We start from the raw sequence: 15,383 nt of genomic DNA on the forward strand, positions 1-15,383 counted from the left end.
GGGAGCAGCGTGAACAGGCGCGTTGCTCGTCGGCTCCGCCCATGCGGGGCTGCGAGGTTCCTCACCGAATCCATTTCCGACAGTTCTAACTGAGGTGACGTAGGCGTGGCTCTTCCGCCCCTTACCCCTGAACAGCGCGCAGCCGCGCTCGAAAAGGCCGCCGCGGCTCGCCGGGAGCGCGCCGAGGTCAAGAACCGGCTGAAGCACTCCGGCGCGACCCTTCACGATGTGATCAAACAGGGCCAGGAGAACGACGTCATCGGCAAGATGAAGGTCAGCGCTCTCCTGGAGAGTCTCCCAGGCGTCGGCAAGGTCCGCGCCAAGCAGATCATGGAGCGTCTCGGGATCTCCGAGAGCCGTCGCGTGCGCGGCCTCGGCTCCAACCAGATCGCCGCTCTGGAGCGGGAGTTCGGCGGTGCGTCCGCCTGACCTCGCACTGCACGGCACCGTGGGCTGCGGCCTGCGGTGCCGTGGTGGCAAGGCACCGCCGAAAACCGGGATAATCGCTGCATGAGTACAGCAGCACCCCGGGGGGCCACCCCCGAACCTCCCGCCGGCACGCCGCGGCTGACCGTGCTCTCCGGCCCTTCGGGCGTCGGCAAGAGCACGGTCGTCGCGCATCTGCGCAAGGCCCACCCCGAGGTCTGGCTGTCCGTCTCCGCCACGACGCGCAGACCGCGCCCCGGCGAGGTGCACGGTGTGCACTACTTCTTCGTGGACGACGAGAGGTTCGACAAGCTGGTCGCCAACGGCGAGCTGCTGGAGTGGGCGGAATTCGCGGGCAACCGCTACGGGACCCCCCGCGGCGCCGTACTGGAGCATCTCGAGCGCGGCGAGCTCGTCCTGCTGGAGATCGATCTCCAAGGTGCGCGGCTGGTGCAGCAGGCGATGCCCTCGGCCCGGCTCGTCTTCCTCGCTCCCCCCAGCTGGGAGGAGCTCGTACGCCGCCTGACCGGCCGCGACACCGAGGCTCCCGAGGTGATCGAGCGCCGCCTCGCCGTCGCCCGTACCGAGCTGGCGGCAGAAGAAGAGTTCGATGTGACCCTTGTCAATACCTCGGTCGAGGACGTCAGTGCCGAGCTGCTAGCCTTGATGCGGATCGCTTGATTCTTGATCTTTTTCCGACCTTCACACACCCTCCGGAAGGCAGAGCGTGTCCTCTTCCATCTCCACGCCCGAGGGCATCATCAACCCGCCGATTGATGAGCTGCTCGAAGCCACCGACTCGAAGTACAGCCTGGTGATCTACGCGGCGAAGCGCGCGCGGCAGATCAACGCGTACTACTCGCAGCTCGGTGAGGGCCTCCTCGAATACGTGGGCCCCCTGGTGGACACCCACGTCCACGAGAAGCCGCTCTCGATCGCTCTCCGCGAGATCAACGCGGGGCTGCTGACCTCCGAGGCCGTCGACGTGCCGGTCACGCAGTAACAGCTCTCGTCGAGCTCGGCAGGATCCGGCTTCACACGGGCCCGGCAGCGCGGCTGCCGGGCCCGTGGTGTGTCATGTGCGGGAAAGCGGAAACGCAGATGCAGGGCAGACCAGCCCGGACGGACGGGCTCTCGTGGGGAGAGGCGAGCGATGGAGCAGCGCCAGCAGAGCGGTCCAGGGTCGTACTGGGAGTCACCGGCGGCATCGCCGCGTACAAGGCGTGTGAGCTGCTGCGCCGCCTGACGGAGAGCGGGTACGGGACGCGGGTGGTGCCGACGGAGTCCGCCCTGCGCTTCGTGGGGGCGGCCACCTTCGCGGCCCTGTCCGGACAGCCCGTGGCGACAGACGTGTGGGATTCGGTCCACGAGGTCCCGCACGTACGGATCGGGCAGACCGCCGACCTGGTCGTGGTCGCCCCCGCCACAGCCGACGTCCTCGCCAAGGCGGCGCACGGCCTCGCGGACGACCTGCTCACCAACACGCTTCTCACCGCACGATGTCCGGTTGTCTTCGCACCCGCCATGCACACCGAGATGTGGGAGCACCCGGCCACGCAGGAGAACGTCGCCACGCTGCGCCGCCGCGGCTGCCTCGTCATCGAGCCGGCCGTCGGACGTCTGACGGGGGCCGACACGGGCAAGGGGCGCCTCCCGGATCCCGAGAGCATCTTCGAGCTGTGCCGGCGCGTGCTGAGCCGGGCGAGCGCGGAGGTGCCCGCCGACCTCGCCGGGCGTCACGTGGTGGTCAGCGCCGGCGGTACGCGCGAACCACTCGACCCCGTACGGTTCCTGGGCAACCGTTCCTCGGGCAAGCAGGGCTATGCGCTGGCCCGTACCGCCGCGGCTCGCGGAGCGCGCGTCTCCCTGATCGCGGCGAACAGCGCGCTCCCGGCTCCCGCGGGCGTGGACGTGGTGCCCGTGGAGACGGCCGTGCAGCTGCGCGAGGCGGTCGTCAAGGCCGCCGCTGACGCCGATGCCGTGGTGATGGCGGCCGCCGTCGCGGACTTCCGGCCCGCCGTCTACGCCTCCGGCAAGATCAAGAAGCGCAGCGGCGTCGATCCCGACCCGGTCGCCCTCGTCCGTAACCCGGACATCCTCGCCGAACTGTCCACCGACCGTCCGCGCGCGGGACAGATCGTGGTCGGCTTCGCCGCCGAGACCGACGACGTCCTCGCGAACGGCCGCGCCAAGCTCGCGCGCAAGCGCTGCGATCTGCTCGTCGTGAACGAGGTGGGGGAGCGCAAGACTTTCGGAACGGAGGAGAGCGAAGCCGTGGTGCTGGCCGCGGACGGAAGCGAGACCCCGGTCCCGTACGGCCCCAAGGAAGAGCTGTCCGATACGGTTTGGGACCTGGTCGCACTGCGATTTCCCTGATCCGGACGAGGGCACGGGAGCTGGGCGGAACCAAGGGTTCCGGTGAGTCCGGCTTGTGTGATATGTCACGAGGTGGCCGCTCGTCCGCGAACGCGTCAAGAGCGCCTCGGGTCCCGCTCGGGACAGGGTTACGCAGGTCACCGTGGTATCGAAGTTCGAGACGACGTGATTGGATGCGGCCGTAGATGGATAAACTGGCGGCGGACCGTGCTTGGGCCCGACCTCGAGTCACAGCTCGAGTCACTGCTTGAGGCAGCCCCCGACCGGTCCGCCCATGAATAGCCAGCAGCCGCTGCAACCCCAGGGAGCGATGTGTCCCGCCGTCTGTTCACCTCGGAATCCGTGACCGAGGGTCACCCTGACAAGATTGCTGACCAGATCAGCGACACCATCCTCGACGCGCTGCTCAAGGAGGACCCGCACTCGCGGGTCGCCGTCGAGACTCTGATCACCACCGGCCTGGTGCACGTCGCCGGTGAAGTGACCACCAAGGCCTACGCACCGATCTCTTCGCTGGTGCGCAACAAGATCCTTGACATCGGATACGACTCCTCGAAGAAGGGCTTCGACGGTGCCTCCTGCGGCGTCTCGGAGTCCATCGGCGCGCAGTCCCCGGACATCGCGCAGGGCGTCGACACCGCGTACGAGAACCGGGTCGAGGGCGACGAGGACGAGCTCGACAAGCAGGGCGCGGGCGACCAGGGCCTGATGTTCGGCTACGCCTGCGACGAGACCGCCGAGTACATGCCGCTGCCCATCCAGCTCGCCCAGCGGCTCTCGGAGCGGCTGTCCGAAGTGCGCAAGAACGGGACGATTCCCTACCTGCGCCCGGACGGCAAGACGCAGGTCACCATCGAGTACGAGGGCGACAAGGCCGTCCGTCTCGACACCGTCGTGGTCTCCTCGCAGCACGCCGCGGACATCGACCTCGACTCGCTGCTCGCTCCCGACATCCGCGAGTACGTCGTGGAGCCGGAGCTGAAGCGCCTCGTCGACGAGGACGGCGTGAAGCTGGACACCAGCGCCTACCGGCTGCTGGTCAACCCCACCGGCCGCTTCGAGATCGGCGGCCCGATGGGCGACGCCGGCCTCACCGGCCGCAAGATCATCGTCGACACCTACGGCGGTTACGCCCGCCACGGCGGCGGCGCCTTCTCCGGCAAGGACCCCTCCAAGGTCGACCGCTCGGCGGCATACGCGATGCGCTGGGTCGCCAAGAACGTCGTCGCGGCAGAGCTCGCCACCCGCTGTGAGGTCCAGGTCGCCTACGCGATCGGCAAGGCCGAGCCGGTGGGCGTCTTCGTCGAGACCTTCGGCACCGCCGCCATCGACGTCGAGAAGATCGAGCAGGCGATCAGCGAGGTCTTCGACCTCCGCCCGGCCGCGATCATCCGCGACCTGGATCTGCTCCGTCCGATCTACGCCCAGACCGCTGCGTACGGCCACTTCGGCCGTGAGCTCCCGGACTTCACCTGGGAGCGCACCGACCGCGTGGACGCGCTGCGCAAGGCCGCCGGGCTGTAAGCAGCCCGCCCGTACCGCTGCGCACGGACTCACGGCCCGGCCGCCCCTCCGGGGGCGGCCGGGCCTCGTCGTGTGTCGGCCCACCGAGGCAGGCCGCCGCCCGGTCGTCATGTCCGAGCCGTCTGCTATGACTGAACGCTGTGAGCAGCGGTGACGGGCAGCGGGAGTCCTCCGGTGAGGCGCCGGAGCAGCTTGCGCTGCTGCGGGAGACCGTGCGCAAGCGAAAGCCGCCGAAGGCGAAGCCCCGGACATGGCGCGGGGCGGCTCTCGCCGGGGAACTGCCGGTTGCGCGGGTGCTGGTGGACAAGGGGCTCGTACACCTCGACCGGTACTTCGACTATGCGGTGCCCGCCGCCATGGACGAGGAGGCGCAGCCCGGGGTGCGGGTGCGGGTGCGCTTCGGGGCGGGGGAGAAGGAGGGGCGCCGCGAGGGCGGCCGGCTGATCAACGGGTTCATCGTGGAGCGGGCAGGGCGCAGCGACTACTCCGGCGCGCTCGCCCCGATCGCGCAGGTGCTCTCCCCGGAGCCCGTGCTCACGCCGCCGCTGCTGAGGCTGTGCCGTGCGGTCGCCGACCGGTACGCCGGATCGCTCGCGGACGTGGTGCAGCTGGCGGTGCCTCCGCGCATGGCCCGCGCGGAGAAGCGCACGTCGCCGGAGGCGCAGCCCCCGCCCGAGCCGCCGGCACCGGGGAGCTGGGAGCGGTACGCGGAGGGGCCCGGATATCTCAGCGCCCTGGCCGCAGGCGGCACACCCCGGGCCGTTTGGACGGCACTGCCCGGACCGCAGTGGCCGGAGGAGCTGGCGCGCGCCGTCGCCGCGGCACTCGCCTCCGGAAGAGGCGCACTGGCGGTGCTGCCCGACGGGCGCGCGGCGCAGCGCGTCGACGCCGCGCTCACCTCGCTGCTCGGCTCCGGGCGGCATGTGCTGCTGACCGCCGAGTCCGGTCCGGAGCAGCGCTACGGGCGCTGGCTCGCGGTCAACCGCGGATCGGTGCGCGCGGTGGTGGGTACGCGGGCGGCGATGTTCGCGCCCGTACGCGATCTCGGTCTGGCCGTTCTCTGGGACGACGGGGACGCGGCCCACAGCGACGACCACGCCCCGCAGCCGCACGCCCGCGAAGTTCTGCTCCAGCGAGCCGTCACCGAGGGGGCGGGATTCCTGCTCGGCGGGCACAGCTGCACGGTCGAGGGCGCGCAGCTCGTCGAGTCGGGCTGGGCGCGGCCGCTGGAGGCCGCGCGGGAGACGCTGCGGAAGGCGGCGCCGCTGATCCGTACGGTCGGCGAGCACGACGAGGCACGTGATCCCGCGGCCCGTACGGCGCGGCTGCCCAGCCTCGCCTGGAACACGGCCCGGGACGCCCTGCGGCGCGGTCCCGTCCTGGTGCAGGTCCCGCGGCGGGGCTACGTACCGCGGCTGGCGTGCGAGCGGTGCCGGGCACCGGCCCGGTGCGTCCACTGCTCGGGACCGCTGGAGGCGCTGGAGGCGAGCGGAGCGCTGCGCTGCGGCTGGTGCGCCCGGGAGGCGCCCGGCTGGCACTGCGCACAGTGCGGTGGCGCCCGGCTGCGCGGGCAGGTGTTCGGAGCGCGCCGCACAGCCGAGGAGCTCGGGCGGGCGTTCCCGCAGGTGCCCGTCCGTACGTCGGGGCGTGACCATGTGCTGGAGAGCGTCCCCGGCACTCCGGCGATCGTCGTCTCCACTCCCGGCGCGGAACCCGTAGCGGAGGGTCCCGGTTATGCGGCGGCGGTGCTGCTGGACGCGTGGGCGCTGCTGGGCCGCCCGGATCTGCGGGCCGGCGAGGAGGCGTTGCGCAGGTGGCTCTCGGCGGCTGCGCTCGTGCGGCCGGGGGGTGGGGGCGGCGCGCGCGGCGAGGGCGAGGACGGCGGCCGAGGGGGCGACGAGGAAGCGGACGGCACGGTGCTGATCGTCGCGGAGCCCTCGCTGCGGCCCGTGCAGGCGCTGGTGCGCTGGGACCCGGCGGGTTTCGCGGTGCGCGAGCTCGCCGAACGCGCCGAGCTGGGCTTCCCCCCGGTCTCCCGGATGGCGGCGGTCAGCGGGCGGGCCGAGGCCGTGGCGGGGCTGCTCTCGCAGGCACGGCTGCCCGGAGACGCGGAGGTGCTGGGGCCGGTGCCCGTTCCGGTGATCGAGCCGGGCAGGCCCCGCCGCCCGGGCGATCCGCCGGCGGGGGAGGAGTGGGTGCGCGCGCTGGTGCGGGTGCCTCAGGGATCCGGTGCGGCGCTGGCGTCGGCTCTGAAGACGGCGCATGTGGCACGGCTGACGCGGCGCGAGGGGACGCCGGTGCAGATCCGGGTGGACCCGCCGGACATCGGCTGACGGTACGGGCAGACGGGACCCGGCGGTCGTACGGGCCGAGGGGAGCCCGGGTCTACGGGCCGACCGGCCGCACGGGTCGCCCTGGCCCGCCGCGCGCCGTCCCTTCCGTACGTGGACGTCACACCGCCCGGTGGCGCAGGGAACGCGCACCGGGCGGTGGAGCAACGGCCGTGGAGGAGTCAGCCGTTGCGGGGGCCGGGGAGGGCCCCCGGTCTGTGGTCGCGGCCGCGTCCCGGCTGACCGGGCACGGGCCGGGCAGCGGGGGTGGACGCCGGCAGCGCACCGCCCGCTGCCGCCGCGGGCCTGGACGCCGCACCGGAAGCGGCGGCGGCCGCAGGGAGGGCGCTCCCGCTGCCGGCCGGACCGGGCATCGCCGGCAGTGCCGTGGACGGAGCCGGGGCGTCGGCGGACTGCCCGCCCGCCTCGACCTGTTCACGCGAGGCGTTGCGGCGCGAGCCGTAACGGCGGTGCACGGCCTGCTTGGTGACTCCGAGCGCGGACCCCACCGCGTCCCAGGAGAAGCCCAGCGACCGGTCGAAGTCCACTGCGGCGGTGACCAGCGTCTCCACGCTGTCCCGCAGCTCCTGCGCGAGCCGGACCGTGGGAGCGGGAGCACGTCCGTATACGACGAAGCCCGCGGACGGGGCGGACCGTCGCGGGCGGTAGACATTGCCGAGTTGGGCGGTGAGGGTACGCAGCGCGTCCACCTGGCGGCGGACCCGCTCGATGTCCCGCACCAGCAGGTGCAGGCTGGCCCTCGCCTGGGCGTCGTGGGTTGCGTGGTCGGCCATGAACAAGCCTCTCGAACCGTCTTGCAGGGAACAGGAGCCGCGGAACGGCTCGTTTCGGTCAATATGACTTGACCAACGCGGCAACGGCGGCCCGGGTCACGCCCGGACGGGGCGTGGTTGAGGCGGCAGGGTTGCGCGACAGCCCGTACGCCCCCTCGGGCAGGGCGATATGACGGAATGTGAGGACCGTAGACTTGCGCGTCGTCGTCCGCCCGCGGCAACCGCGGCGCCGCCGTTCAGTGAGAGGTTCCCACCGATGAAGCTCGTCTTCGCCGGCACCCCCGAGGTCGCCGTGCCCGCTCTTGACGCACTGATCGCCTCGGAGCGGCACGAGGTGGCTGCCGTGGTGACGCGGCCGGACGCCCGTGCGGGACGCGGACGGCATCTGGTTCCCAGCCCGGTCGCGCAGCGGGCGGAGGACGCGGGCATCGAGGTGCTCAAGCCGGCCCGGCCGCGGGATGAGGACTTCCTGGCCAGGCTCCGCGAGATCGGGCCGGACTGCTGCCCTGTCGTGGCCTACGGTGCGCTGCTGCCGCGCGTCGCCCTCGACGTGCCGGCTCAGGGCTGGGTCAACCTGCACTTCTCGCTGCTTCCCGCCTGGCGCGGTGCGGCTCCCGTGCAGCACGCACTGCTGGCCGGTGACGAGATGACCGGTGCCAGCACCTTCCTCATCGAGGAGGGTCTGGACTCCGGGCCCGTATACGGGGTGATCACGGAGAAGGTACGGGAGACCGACACCAGCGGCGACCTGCTCACGCGCCTCGCCTTCGCAGGCGCCGGGCTGCTCGCGGCCACCATGGACGGCATCGAGGACGGCACTCTGCGCGCCGTGCCGCAGCCCGCGGAAGGCATCTCCGTGGCACCCAAGCTGGACGTCGGGGACGCCCGTGTCGACTGGGCGGCGCCGGCACCGCGGGTGGACCGTCTCGTACGGGGGTGCACTCCCGCTCCCGGCGCGTGGACGCTCTTCCGGGGTGAACGCCTGAAGATCCGTTCGCTGACGCAGCACCCGGAACACTCAGTGCCCGAGGGCACCGAGCTGGGCCCTGCCGAACTGCTCGCGGGCAAGAACTCCGTCTGGGTGGGCACCGGTTCGCACCCGGTCGAGCTGCAGTGGGTGCAGCCGCAGGGCAAGAAGCCGATGAAGGCGGCCGACTGGGCGCGGGGTGTGCGCGTGGGCGAGGGCGAGCGGCTCGGGCAGTAGCGCGCGTGCGGGCGTAGGCTGGGGAAGATCCGGTCCGCCCCGCCGGCCCGCGAACCCGGGCCGCCCGGCCGGACACTCGTCATCCCAGCCCCGGAGCACCTTCCCTTGAGCAACCGGCCGCGCCGCCCCGCCAAGCCGTACCGCCGTCCCCGCAAGGATCCCGTCCGCATCCTCGCCTTCGATGCGCTGCGGGCGGTCGACGAGCGCGACGCCTACGCCAACCTCGTACTGCCGCCGCTGCTGCAGAAGGCCCGCGCCGAGGGGCAGTTCGACGCCAGGGACGCGGCGCTCGCCACCGAACTCGTCTACGGCACGCTGCGGTGGCAGGGCACCTACGACGAGATCATCGCCGAGTGTGTCGACCGGCCGCTGCGCGAAGTCGACCCGCCCGTACTGGACGTGCTCTCACTCGGCGCCCACCAGCTCCTGGGCACCCGCGTCCCCGCGCACGCCGCGGTCAGCGCCACCGTCGAACTCGCACGCGTGGTACTGGGAGACGGGCGCGCCAAGTTCGTCAACGCCGTGCTCCGCAAGATCACCACGCACGACCTCGAGGGCTGGCTGGAGAAGGTCGCACCGCCCTACGACGAGGACCCCGAGCAGCACCTGGGCGTCCGCCACGCACACCCGCGGTGGATCGTCTCGGCCCTGTGGGACGCGCTCGGCGGCGGCAGCGCCGGCATGGAGGAGCTGCTGGAGGCCGACAACGAACGGCCCGAGGTCACCCTCGTCGCACGTCCCGGCCGCGCCACCGCCGAGGAGTTGCTCACCGGCGACGCCGTACCCGGGCGCTGGTCGCCCCACGCCGTCCGGCTCGCCGAGGGCGGCGATCCGGGCGAGCTGCCGCCGGTACGGGAGGGGCGCGCCGGAGTACAGGACGAGGGCAGCCAGCTCGTCGCGCTCGCGCTGGCCGCCGCACCCCTGCGGCCGGAAGGGCCGGAGGGCGCGGACGGGGCCGACGGGCCGGACGGCGTCCGCGAGACGGCCAGGGACGAGCGGTGGCTGGACGGCTGCGCCGGCCCCGGCGGCAAGGCGGCGCTGCTGGCCGCCCTGGCGGCGCAGCGCGGCGCGGTGCTGGTCGCAGCCGAGAAGCAGCCGCACAGGGCGAGGCTCGTGAGCCGCGCCCTGGAGGGCAACCCGGGGCCGTACGCGGTGGTCACCGCCGACGCCACCCGCCCCGCCTGGCGTCCGGGCACCTTCGACCGGGTGCTCGTCGACGTCCCGTGCACGGGACTCGGGGCGCTGCGCCGCCGCCCCGAGGCGCGCTGGCGGCGCCGCCCGGAGGACGTGCCGGGGTTCGCGCCACTCCAGCGGGATCTGCTGCGGCAGGCGCTGAACTCGGTGCGGGTGGGCGGGGTCGTCGGCTATGCGACGTGCTCGCCGCACCCGGCGGAGACCCGCGCCGTCGTCGACGACCTGGTCAAGGAGACCGGTGCCGAACTGATCGACGCGCGCCCGCTGCTGCCGGACATGCCGGGCCTCGGCGACGGTCCCGACGTACAGCTGTGGCCGCATCTGCACGGCACCGACGCGATGTATCTGGCGCTGCTGCGCCGCACGGCCGACATCAGCTGACGGACGAGGCCCGCCCGTGACCGGAGCGGCGCCTCGTCCCCGGCCGGACCGGCGACTCGCCCCGGCCGGGACCGGTCAGCGGCCCTGCCACTCGGGGGCGCGCTTGCCGAGGAACGCCGAGACGCCTTCGCGGAAGTCGCGGCTGCCGTAGCACAGTTCGTACAGATCGTCCGCCGGACCGGGCGTCGAACCGGCCAGCACGCGCCGGTCGGCCTCCTTCAGCGCCGCCAGGGTCAGCGGCGCGCAGCCCGCGATGCGGGCGGTGAGCCGGGCGACGTGCTCGTCGAGACTGCCGGTGCCGTCGTCGGCGCTGCTCGCGACGTGCGCCACGAGGCCCGCCTCGTACGCCTCCTGCGCGCCGACAAGTTCGGCGGTGAGCAGGGCGCGCAGCGTGCGGGCCCGGCCCAGGCAGGCGTACAGCCGGGCGACGACGGCCGGGGCCAGGCAGTTCCCGAGCGTGCGGGCGATCGGCGCGCCGAAGACGGCGCCGGGAGTGCACACCACGATGTCGCAGCACGCGGCCAGGGCCATCCCGCCGCCCACGGCGGGGCCCTCGACGGCGGCGATCACGGGCATGCGCAGCGCGGCGAGGCGTTCGACGGCACGTCCGACGCGCCGCTCGTAGTCCACGCCGTCGGCGCCGGTGAAGTCACGGAACTCGCCGATGTCGGTGCCGGCTGCGAACGCCCCGCCGCCGGCACCGCGCAGCACCGTCACGCGGATGTGCGGCGCCGCGTCGATCTCCTCGCAGGCCTGGTGGAGCTGGTCGTACATGCCCAGAGTGAGGGCGTTGCGCCGGCCAGGGTTGGAGAGGACGAGGCGGGCGGCGGAGCCGCCGGTCCCCGGCACCCGCTCCTCGCTCCAGCTGACGGACGGAAGTGGTTCCTCGACGCTCATGCGTCCCCCAGGAGTTCGTCGTTGTGCTGCCCGAGGAGCGGGGGATGGCGGCGCATCCGGGCCGGAGTGCCGCCCAGCTTGACGGGGAAGCCGAGGACCCGCTTCCGGCCGGCCACGGGGTGCTCGTACTCCTCGACCATGCCGCGCGCCTCGGCGTGCGGGTCCGGGTCGGCGCCGAGGATCTGCTCGTAGTCCAGGATCGGTCCCGCGGGCACACCGGCGTCGAGGAGCCTCGCGACCGTCTCGCCGGTGGGCTCCGCCGCAAGCCGCCCCTCCAGCAGGGCGACGAGCTCCGGCCGGTGTTCCATGCGGGCCGTGTTGGTGGCGAACCGGTCGTCGTCCTCGAGGTGCCCGAGGTCCAGCGCGGTGCACAGACGTTCCCAGAGGCGCTGGTTGTTGGCGGCGATCGTGACGTAGCCGTCCGCCGTACGCAGAGCCTGGTACGGGGCGGTCATCCGGTGCGCCGAACCCAGGCGCCGCGGCGCCCGGCCGGTGGAGAAGAACTCCGTGGACTCCCACACCGACATGGCCAGCACCGCCTCGTACAGCGACGTCTCCAGGTACTGGCCCTCTCCGGTGCGCGTGCGGTGCACGTACGCGCCGAGGATGCCGACGGCGCACAGCATCCCGGCGCCCAGATCGCCCACCGGCAGGCCGCACTTGACGGGCGGTCCGTCTCCTTCGCCGGTGACGCTGAGGGCGCCCGCCATGCTCTGGGCGATCAGGTCGTAGCCGGGGCGGTCCGCGTACGGGCCGTACTGCCCGAAGCCCGAGATCGAGGCGTAGACGATGTCCGGCCTGGTCTCGCGTACGGCTTCGTAGCCCACGCCCAGGCGGTCGGCGACCCCGGGGCGGAAGTTCTCCACGACGATGTCCGCGCCCGCGGCGAGCCCGCGGAAGTCCCGCTGCCCCTCCTCGGAGCGCAGATCGAGCGTGACGCTGCGCTTGTTGCGGTTCAGCGCGTGGAAGGAAGGGCTGTCGTGGCCGGGCTGCGGCGAGTCCCAGGAGCTGCGGATCTGGTCGCCCTTGCCGGGCGGTTCGACCTTGATCACGTCCGCGCCGAGGTCGGCGAGGAGCATCGTGCAGTACGGGCCCGCCATCACCTGGGTGAGGTCGATGACGCGTACGCCGTCGAGAGCGCCCGCGGACTGGCCTGTGGTCACTGCTGCGTCCCTCCTCCGGAGCGTTCCGTGCCGGTGATGCCGGAGGCCTCGCCGGTCGCTGCGGCACTTGAGGCCTCGCCGGTTCCTGCGGCCTCGGCGGGCCCGGTATCGGTCCGCAGCGCCGCGCGCACCAGCTCCACGGGGTGCCAGGCGTTGCGTTCGGTGCCGTGGAAGATCTGCTGCCGGCAGGAGACACCGCTCGCCGCGACGACGGTCCCGTCGCCCTCGGCGTTGACCGCGGGGAAGAGGCGGTCGCCGCCGACGGTCATGGACGTCTCGTAGTGCTCGGACTCGAAGCCGAAGGAGCCGGCCATTCCGCAGCAGCCCGCGTCCAGCTCGACGACCTCCGCCCCAGGGATCCGCTTGAGCAGCGCGACCGTCGCCGCGGTGCCGACCTCGGCCTTCTGGTGGCAGTGACCGTGGTACAGGATGCGCTGCCCGGCGGGCCAGGCGTCCTCGTCGAGTCGGAGCCTTCCGTCGTCGACCGCCTCGCCGATCAGCTCCTCGACCTGGCGTACGCGGCCTGAGATGTCCGCCACCGCCGCGTCCCGCGGCAGCATGGCCCGGTGCTCGTCGCGGAGCGTCATCAGGCACGAGGGTTCGCAGCCCACTACGGGTGAACCCGCCGGGGCCGTCTCGGACAGCAGCCGGGCAAGCCCGCGCGCCTGTTCCTTCGCCTCGTCCAGCAGACCCTTGGAGAAGGCCGAACGGCCGCAGCAGCCCCGGGACTCCAGCGCGACGTGCCAGCCCGCCCGCTCCAGCAGCTCGACGGCGGCGCGGCCGATCCCCGGCTCGGTGTAGGTGGTGAAGGAGTCGGCGAGGTAGGTGACCGTGCCCTGCGATCCGGGGGCCTCCCGCTGGTGTGCCGGTCCCGTCCGGGCACCCGCCGCGGGCCTGCGCCGCCGGAACCAGCGCACGAGGTTGCGCCGTTCGTAGACCGGCAGCGGACGGGACGGTGTGATGCCCAGCCACCGGTCCATCAGGGTGCGCAGGAACGGGAGACGTCCCGGGAGGTTGGACAGCGGGGCCGTGGCCGAGCCCAGCCGGTTCAGCGTGCGGATGGACGCGAACAGCCGTGATCTGCGCGGGATTCCGTGCTCGTCGTGGTGGTGGGCGAGGGACTCCGCCTTGAGGGTGGCCATGTCGACGCCGAGGGGGCACTCGCTCTTGCACGCCTTGCACATCAGGCACAGGTCCAGGACCTCGTGGAGGCGCCCGTCGCCCAGCGCCCGGTGCGGGTCGGGGTCCGAGAGCGCCTTCACCAGCGCGTTGGCACGTCCGCGGGTGGAGTCCTCCTCTTTGAGAGTCGCCATGTACGAGGGGCACATCGTCCCCGCGTCGGCCTTGCGGCACAGTCCGATGTTCATGCAGCGGTCCGCGGCGCCGCGCATGCCGCCGACGACCTCGAAGTCCAGCCGGGTGCGCAGCTCTCCGGCGGGCGGGAGCGCCGGGTCGCGGAGGTTGTCGGTCATGGACGGCGCGTCGACGATCTTGCCGGGGTTGAGCCGGTCGTCCGGGTCGAAGAGGCCCTTCACGCGGCGCATCGCCTCGTAGAGGTCCTCGCCGAAGATCTCGCGGTTGAACTCGCTGCGGGCCAGGCCGTCACCGTGCTCGCTGGAGTTGACGCCGCCGTACTCGCGCACGAGGTCCTTGATCTCCTCGGCGACGGTGCGCATCGTCGCGACCTGCGCCGGGTCGGCGGTGTCGACGAACGGGCGGATGTGCAGACAGCCGACCGAACAGTGGCCGTAGAAGCCCGCGTCGAGCCCGTGGCGGTCCAGCACCTGCTTGAAGCGCCTTGTGTAGTCGGCGAGATGGACGGGGTCGACGGCGGTGTCCTCGATGAAGGCCAGCGGGCGGCGGGTGCCCTCGCTGGCCGCCATCAGCAGCCCGAGTGAGGATTTGCGGACCTTCAGCAGTGAGTCCTGCTGGGCCGGGGTGACGGCCTGGAGCGTGTGGTAGCCGTGGCCGTGGCGCCGCCACAGGGCCGTGAGCTCCTCCAGCCTGCAGACCAGCTCGCGCTCGTCGTCGCCGGTGAAGCTGACGAAGAGGAGGGCTTCCGGGTCGCCTTCGAGAATGGTGCTCAGGGAGGCGTATTCGATCTTCTTCCGGGAGAGGTCGAGGATCGTACGGTCCATCATCTCCACGGCCGACGGGTCGCAGGCCAGTGCGTCCTCCGTGGCGGCGACCGCCCCCGCGACCGAGGTGAAGTGCCCGACGGCGATCACCGTACGGGCGGGCTTCGGCACGAGGTCGACCAGCGCGCGCGTGGCCAGCACCAGAGTGCCTTCGGACCCGACGGTGAACTTCGCCAGATCGAAGTCCGTGCCGGGGCGGACCAGTCTGTCCAGCCGGTAGCCGCAGGCGCGGCGCCAGAACTGCGGCATGCCCTCGGCGATCGCCTCGGCGTTCTCCTCGACGATGCCCGGGAGTTCGCGGTACAGCCGTCCCTCCAGCGTCGGCAGTCCGGCGCGGCGGACGCGCTCGGCCTCGCCGACCGGGGCGAGGTGAGCCGTCGTCGCGTCGGAGAGTACGACGTCGAGTTCGCGGACGTGGTCGATTGTCATGCCGTAACGGATCGAGCCGCTGCCGGCCGAGTTGTTGCCGATCATCCCGCCCACGGTGGCGCGGTTGCTGGTGGAGGTGTCCGGCCCGAACATCAGGCCGTGCCGTGCCGCGGCCCGGTTGAGCTGGTCCTGCACCACGCCCGCCTCGACCAGTGCCGTGCGCCGCTCCGTGTCGATCTCCACGATGCGGTTCATGTGGCGGGACAGGTCCAGTACGAGGCCGGGGCCGATGGTCTGCCCGGCCAGGGACGTCCCGGCGCCGCGGGGCACGACGGGTATGCCCGCCTCGGCCGCCGCCGTCACCGCCGCCTGCACGTCGCCCTCGTGACGGGGGAAGACGACGCCCAGCGGCTCGATGGCGTACATGCTCGCGTCGCGGGAGAAGAGGTGCCGGGTGTAGTCGTCGAATTCGACCTCGCCCTCGACCGAACCGCGCAGGCGGGCCTCGACCTCGCGGGCCGCCGGGCCGGCGGCTGCGGACGGTGCGTCGCCGCTGATCGCTGTCATGTGCTGCGGACTCCAAGTGC

At 72.6% G+C, this 15,383-nt stretch carries 12 protein-coding genes; 8 read left to right on the forward strand and 4 right to left on the reverse strand.

From position 1 onward, the window contains the following. The first annotated feature begins 105 nt into the window (after nt 1-105). From mihF to ACSMXX_RS29340, 6 genes are all read left to right on the forward strand, one after another. Nucleotides 106-429, forward strand: a complete 324-nt coding sequence (mihF, locus tag ACSMXX_RS29315; protein WP_028431629.1) for an integration host factor, actinobacterial type — start codon at nt 106-108, stop codon at nt 427-429. A gap of 81 nt (nt 430-510) precedes the next feature. Beyond that, on the forward strand, nt 511-1,107 hold the full coding sequence (gene gmk, locus ACSMXX_RS29320) for a guanylate kinase (protein ID WP_473181672.1): 597 nt from the start codon (nt 511-513) through the stop codon (nt 1,105-1,107). Nucleotides 1,108-1,153: 46 nt separating this feature from the next. Then, the gene (rpoZ, locus tag ACSMXX_RS29325) at nt 1,154-1,429 is read left to right on the forward strand and encodes a DNA-directed RNA polymerase subunit omega (RefSeq protein WP_028431631.1); all 276 of its coding nucleotides are present in this window, start codon (nt 1,154-1,156) and stop codon (nt 1,427-1,429) included. 98 nt (nt 1,430-1,527) lie between these two features. Beyond that, nucleotides 1,528-2,802: a bifunctional phosphopantothenoylcysteine decarboxylase/phosphopantothenate--cysteine ligase CoaBC gene (gene coaBC, locus ACSMXX_RS29330; protein ID WP_473181673.1), complete on the forward strand. Its 1,275-nt coding sequence runs from the start codon at nt 1,528-1,530 to the stop codon at nt 2,800-2,802. Between the two features lie 312 nt (nt 2,803-3,114). After that, nucleotides 3,115-4,326, forward strand: a complete 1,212-nt coding sequence (metK, locus tag ACSMXX_RS29335; protein ID WP_473181674.1) for a methionine adenosyltransferase — start codon at nt 3,115-3,117, stop codon at nt 4,324-4,326. 140 nt (nt 4,327-4,466) lie between these two features. Continuing rightward, nucleotides 4,467-6,659, forward strand: a complete 2,193-nt coding sequence (locus tag ACSMXX_RS29340; RefSeq protein ID WP_473181675.1) for a primosomal protein N' — start codon at nt 4,467-4,469, stop codon at nt 6,657-6,659. Nucleotides 6,660-6,838: 179 nt separating this feature from the next. On the opposite strand, the gene ACSMXX_RS29345 is transcribed toward ACSMXX_RS29340, so the two are convergent. Further along, the gene (locus ACSMXX_RS29345; RefSeq protein WP_473181676.1) at nt 6,839-7,450 is read right to left on the reverse strand and encodes a hypothetical protein; all 612 of its coding nucleotides are present in this window, start codon (nt 7,448-7,450) and stop codon (nt 6,839-6,841) included. 256 nt (nt 7,451-7,706) lie between these two features. Between ACSMXX_RS29345 and fmt the strand changes: the two genes are divergently transcribed. Both fmt and ACSMXX_RS29355 read left to right on the forward strand, forming a co-directional pair. Continuing rightward, entirely contained in the window at nt 7,707-8,654 is a 948-nt protein-coding gene (gene fmt / locus ACSMXX_RS29350; RefSeq protein ID WP_473181677.1) for a methionyl-tRNA formyltransferase, read from the forward strand. Between the two features lie 105 nt (nt 8,655-8,759). Further along, nucleotides 8,760-10,229 carry an RsmB/NOP family class I SAM-dependent RNA methyltransferase gene (locus ACSMXX_RS29355; RefSeq protein WP_473181678.1) on the forward strand — a complete coding sequence of 490 codons (1,470 nt, stop codon included), beginning with the start codon at nt 8,760-8,762 and terminating at the stop codon, nt 10,227-10,229. Between the two features lie 75 nt (nt 10,230-10,304). Here the strand turns inward: ACSMXX_RS29355 and ACSMXX_RS29360 are convergent, their stop codons facing one another. From ACSMXX_RS29360 to ACSMXX_RS29370, 3 genes are read right to left on the reverse strand one after another with little or no spacing between them, the layout of a single operon-like run. Further along, nucleotides 10,305-11,126, reverse strand: coding sequence for an enoyl-CoA hydratase (locus ACSMXX_RS29360; protein WP_473181679.1), 822 nt, complete (start codon nt 11,124-11,126; stop codon nt 10,305-10,307). Next, nucleotides 11,123-12,289: a CaiB/BaiF CoA transferase family protein gene (locus tag ACSMXX_RS29365; protein WP_473181680.1), complete on the reverse strand. Its 1,167-nt coding sequence runs from the start codon at nt 12,287-12,289 to the stop codon at nt 11,123-11,125. The genes ACSMXX_RS29360 and ACSMXX_RS29365 overlap by 4 nt, the downstream gene beginning before the upstream one ends. Further along, complete coding sequence (locus ACSMXX_RS29370; protein ID WP_473181681.1) at nt 12,286-15,363, reverse strand: FAD-binding and (Fe-S)-binding domain-containing protein; 3,078 nt, start codon at nt 15,361-15,363, stop codon at nt 12,286-12,288. Before ACSMXX_RS29370 ends, ACSMXX_RS29365 begins: the two co-directional genes overlap by 4 nt. Between the last annotated feature and the right edge of the window lie 20 nt (nt 15,364-15,383).

The organism is Streptomyces sp. DSM 116795, assembly GCF_055792905.1.

Bases quoted from the DNA above. Each gene is read 5' to 3' on its own strand.
- gmk (WP_473181672.1), top strand. From the start codon at position 511: ATGAGTACAGCAGCACCCCGGGGGGCCACCCCCGAACCTCCCGCCGGC.
- coaBC (WP_473181673.1), top strand. From the start codon at position 1,528: ATGCAGGGCAGACCAGCCCGGACGGACGGGCTCTCGTGGGGAGAGGCG.
- ACSMXX_RS29345 (WP_473181676.1), bottom strand. From the start codon at position 7,450: ATGGCCGACCACGCAACCCACGACGCCCAGGCGAGGGCCAGCCTGCAC.
- fmt (WP_473181677.1), top strand. From the start codon at position 7,707: ATGAAGCTCGTCTTCGCCGGCACCCCCGAGGTCGCCGTGCCCGCTCTT.
- ACSMXX_RS29360 (WP_473181679.1), bottom strand. From the start codon at position 11,126: ATGAGCGTCGAGGAACCACTTCCGTCCGTCAGCTGGAGCGAGGAGCGG.
- ACSMXX_RS29370 (WP_473181681.1), bottom strand. From the start codon at position 15,363: ATGACAGCGATCAGCGGCGACGCACCGTCCGCAGCCGCCGGCCCGGCG.